Source organism: Mesorhizobium sp. M0195, from assembly GCF_040322115.1.
Lineage (GTDB): Bacteria > Pseudomonadota > Alphaproteobacteria > Rhizobiales > Rhizobiaceae > Mesorhizobium.
Genome location: NZ_JAMYSV010000058.1, coordinates 1 through 4,488 on the forward strand (window position 1 = coordinate 1; position 4,488 = coordinate 4,488).

Annotated in this window: 6 pseudogenes; 1 reads left to right on the plus strand and 5 read right to left on the minus strand. The window is 62.9% G+C overall.

What is annotated here, in order from left to right:
- Positions 1–479: 479 nt before the first annotated feature.
- The 5 pseudogenes from NKJ12_RS31830 to NKJ12_RS31850 all read right to left on the minus strand — a co-directional run.
- A pseudogene (locus tag NKJ12_RS31830) lies at positions 480–1,242 on the minus strand (IS5 family transposase).
- A gap of 382 nt (positions 1,243–1,624) precedes the next feature.
- A pseudogene (locus NKJ12_RS31835) lies at positions 1,625–2,365 on the minus strand (IS91 family transposase); the annotation flags it as partial.
- Between the two features lie 67 nt (positions 2,366–2,432).
- Positions 2,433–3,306 (minus strand): annotated as a pseudogene (gene istB / locus NKJ12_RS31840) (IS21-like element helper ATPase IstB).
- Positions 3,303–3,793 (minus strand): annotated as a pseudogene (locus NKJ12_RS31845) (IS21 family transposase); the annotation flags it as partial. The pseudogenes NKJ12_RS31845 and istB, both read right to left, overlap by 4 nt.
- Positions 3,794–3,834: 41 nt before the next feature.
- A pseudogene (locus tag NKJ12_RS31850) lies at positions 3,835–4,050 on the minus strand (transposase); the annotation flags it as partial.
- 235 nt (positions 4,051–4,285) lie between these two features.
- Between NKJ12_RS31850 and NKJ12_RS31855 the strand changes: the two are divergent.
- A pseudogene (locus NKJ12_RS31855) lies at positions 4,286–4,488 on the plus strand (IS110 family RNA-guided transposase); the annotation flags it as partial.

Sequence of the window (4,488 nt, forward strand, 5' to 3'; positions counted from 1 at the left end):
GTTGTGACATCCATTGCCATACCTCCAAGCGATCTGGATCGAGAGCCCTTAAGCGCGAGCAGGTCGATCGGCTAGCCTCGACGCTTCTAGCCGAGAGGACCTCGTGCCGACATCATCTGACGACAGGGCCGAACTCGTAAGCGCTGTTTTAAGATGTAGGACCGATCAGGATGCGCTTTGCGGAAATCATCCCTGTTTCAATGCAGGAAACCAGCGTTTTTTTTACAATTTCACGCGCAACCCTGATTACTGAGGTGTGGAAGATTGCAAACGCCAGCTGACACCCGGCTGTTCGTTCCGGCACGCTAATGCTAAACTCTGAAGATACGCGACCTCGCTGCAGGGGCATGTCCAAAAGCGCAGCGTTCACCCAATGATTTCGTCGGGCTGCCCCGGCATCTGCGAGTGCTCAGCGTTTGCATGTCTTGTTCTGAGCGGGCCCAACAGCAGTGCGACAGCCCCCTAGGTCGTGTGGACACTTATCTGATCCATAGGACGGTTGCTGCGATGGTTACGATGGCCAGGTAGTTTCGGGCTGTTTTCTCGAATCGTGTCGCGACGCGTCTGAACTGCTTGAGCCTTGAGAAGCAGCATTCGATCAGGTGACGCTGGGCATAGAGGTGCTTGTCGATCGGGTATTTGCGCGCCCTCGACGGATTGTTGGGAATGACCGCGATGGCGCCCTTGTCTGCGATCTCCCGGCGCAGAGAATCGGCGTCGTAGGCGGCGTCGGCCATGACGACCTTTGCGGGCAATCCCTCGATCAAGGTGTAAGCTTGCGGGCAGTCACCGCGTTGGCCGGCCGTCAGGGTGAAGCGAACCGGGCACCCAAGACCTCGGACGGCCATGTGGATCTTGGTGCTCAGGCCACCGCGCGAACGGCCAAGGGCCTGATCTTCAGACCCCCCTTTTTGGCCCCCGAAGCGTGCTGGTGGGCGCGGATGATGGTCGAATCGACGATCAGATACTCAAAGTCGGGATCGTCCGACATCGCGGCGAAGATGCGCCACCAGACACCCTTGCGGCTCCACCGGCTGAACGGCGGAAGACGCTGTTCCAGTCCCCGAACGCATCGGGCAGATCACGCCAGGGCGAGCCCGTGCGCACGATCCACAACACCGCTTCCACAAACATCCGGTTGTCGCGGCCCGACGAACCCCGTGTCCGCTGGTCACCGATGATGTGGGCCGACATGCGCTCCCACTGGTCGTCGCGAAGAATCAGACGGTCGAGAACACCCATGGCTGTCTCCAAAAGACAGCCATGAATCTGGAGGGTTCTGTGTAGTCGCGGGCGCGATTGGGCGGGCACGCACGGGTCGCGACTACATTGAAGCCTGATTGAACTGAACCGCGGGATGGCGGGCGGGGCCATGGGGATTTAGGGCTCGACAGTGTGTCCGAGGCGCCGGAGCGGACTCGCCGATCGCTCTTGGGCGGTCGCCCGTCGTCGCGATGCAGGACCATCTGCGACGCGGGAGGCGGTGCCATTGGGTCGTTGACGCTGAGGTGCAGCGTTGCTGGCGACAGCCGGGCTGCGACTTTGACTAGCGGCGCGCAAAGGCCCGACGGCGACTGTAGCAGACGCCGGGATGGACGGTGCGAGCGTGTCGGTGCGCAGCGTGTCATGAAGTGTCTGGCCAGGTCGGGGCCCTGCGCGGGATCGGGCCGAGCGTGGCCATGGCGCCGCCGCAGCCCGGACAGATGTCCAGGGAGCGTCCTGTGAGACAGCGGTAACGCTGGCGATAGTCGGCGGTCGGGTTCGGCGGCGGCGGCGTAGGCGCCGCCAGAAGAAGACGGCACTGGGCGAGTTTGGCGACGCGGTGGCCGATGGCGAGGAGGCCGTAATGGCGGATGCGATGGAATCCGTCTGGAAGAGCGTGCAGCAGGAAGCGCCGGATGAACTCGTCGGCGCTTAAGGTCATGAGCTTGTGCTTGGACTTGTCGTGATGGCGATAGTCCTTCCAGCGGAAGCTGACCTTGCCCTGGTCCAGGCTCACGAGGCGGCTGTTGGCGATGGCGACGCGATGGGTGTAGCGGCCCAGATAGGCGAGAACCTGTTCGGGACCGCCGAACGGGGGCTTGGCGTAGACGACCCATTCGATCCGCTTCAGTCCAGCCAGTTGGGCGCAGAAAGTGGCAGGGTCGGCCAGGCTGGCGAGATCGCTGAAGAAGCGGAGCTGGCCGGCGTCGAAGGCGTCCTGCAGGCGCTCTAGGAATAGCCGCCTGAACAGGCGCGACAGAACCCGTACGGGCAGGAAAAATCCCGGCCGGCAGGCGATCCATCGCTGGTCCCCGGCCTTCGCCGTGGCAGGCTCGAGCGACAGGCCGCCGCCCGGCACGACGCAGTGGACATGCGGATGATGGTGGAGATGTCAATGCCGCTCGAATTTTCCCCAAAAGTGCCGAAGTAAAATTCCCCAGTTTCGCCGCTTAGACTGTCGCGGAGGGGTGTCCATTTTTCGGTGGCCGGCCGCGCGGCCGCGATGGTGGATTTAATGTCGGCGGCGTGATGGAGGCTTTTGATCGCAAGTGTTCGGGCATGAGCTCGGCGTGCTGGCGGAGCCGATAACTCGATCCTTCGATCTGGACGACGACCGCATGGTGAAGCAGGCGATCGAGAAAGTGCGGTTGCGACGACAGGGTCGCCGAAGACCTCGCCCCATTCGGCGAAGCCGCGATTTGAGGTGAGAATCATTGCGCCCTTCTCGTAGCGGGCGTTGACGAGTTGGAAGAACAGATTGCCGCCACCGTGGACGACGGGCAAGTAGCCGATCTCATCGACAACGAGCAGAGCAGGCCGGCAGAAGAAGCGGATGCGTTCCTGCAGGCGGCCTTCGCGTTCGGCCCTTGCCAGCGCGGCGATGAGTTCGGCGAGCGTGCAGAAATAGACGCTCTTTCCAGCCTTCACAGCCTCGACGGCAAGCGCAATGGCCAGATGGCTCTTGCCTGTGCCGGGCGGGCCGAGGAAGTGGACGACCTCGCAGCGGGCGACGAAGCCGAGTTGGGCCAGCGTGAAGATTCGATCGCGGTCGAGCGGGGGCTGGAAAAGAGAAGTCGAAGCCGGCGAGCGTCTTGATCGTGGCCAGGCGCCCCATGCGCAGTGCCGTCTTGATCCGGCTGTTCTCGCGCAGGGTCAACTCTTCCGAGAGGAGGATGTCCATGGCTTCGAGGGCGGCGATCTCGCCTTTCTCGAGCCGGCGCACGACATGATCGAGCGCTTCGAGCGCCCGCGGCATCTTCAGGCCGACGAGGTCGTGGCGGATCCGGTCGATGGGGATGGCGTGGTGTCGAGCGCGTTCGTCATGGACGTTGCTCGTTCGCCATCACCCGGGCGACGGCGTCGTAGAAGGCCAACGGGCGCTGAGCGACCCTGTCGCCCGAGCCATGAAGAATGACCTCGTCGTTCCTCAGTCTTTGTCGGCGCTTGTGGACGTGGATGTTGCGATGACCCGGCTCGACATGACGCTGGTGCCGGCCTTCGAGAATAGGATGGGTGGCAATCAGTGCGCCGTCCTCGAAGATCGCTCCTCGGCGAAAGCTTCGTTGACGACACGCCTTGTGGTGGCGTGAACCCTCGGGTTTGCGACCGTGTCCAGCCAGTGACGCAACTGGGCGTTCAGGTCTTCGAGATTGCGAAAGGACCGGGCCAGGAAGAAGTCCTCGCGAATGTAGCGGAACGGCCGCTCGACCTTGCCTTTCGTTTTGGCGCGGTAAGGCCGACACGCCTTGGGATGGAAACCATAGTGGCGGGCAAGATCGACGAGGGCACGGTTGTAGACGATGCCGCCGGTATCGGGGACTGTCAGGAATTCTGTGCGCGAGGCCGGTCTCGTCATTGGCTGACGAACCTCTCGCCGAAGACAACGGCGAACTGGGTCTTGGCCTCGAACCATTCGCGCGGCGGTCGTTTCCATTCCTCAGCCGCATGGTTCAGGACCAGATATAGCAGTTTCATCGCCGCGTCGTCACTCGGGAAGTGTCCGCGGGTGCGGACGGCGCGGCGCAGCTTGGAGTTCAACGCCTCAATTGCATTCGTAACCGGTATGATCATGACGGTGCCATCCGATCCCCGCTGGAGATGAGCGATTTTCGGCGTATGGTGCGACCATCCGGGACAGGGGCACCGGGAGCACGCCAAGTGCGGGCAGGCCGATGTATTCGATGAGCTGCGAGCTCGCGTTAGTAGCTGGCCGCCCCTGCGACCTGCCCGGTTGCGCCGAGAGCGCGGATCCGTAGGTGTCGCGTCGCCCGCCGGCTCCCGACTGTTTGAGGAGAGGGAGCCGATGAGACGTGTGATTGGAATGGACATCCACCGCACCTTTGCGGAGGTGGTGGTTTGGGAAAACGGCCGGCTGCGCCATCACGGACGGGTCGACATGACCCGCTCGGGACTGGAAGGGTTCGGCCGCAGTTTGCGACGGACGGATGAGGTTGTCGTCGAGGCCACGGGCAACGCCATGGCGGTGGTGCGGGTTCTGTCGCCCTA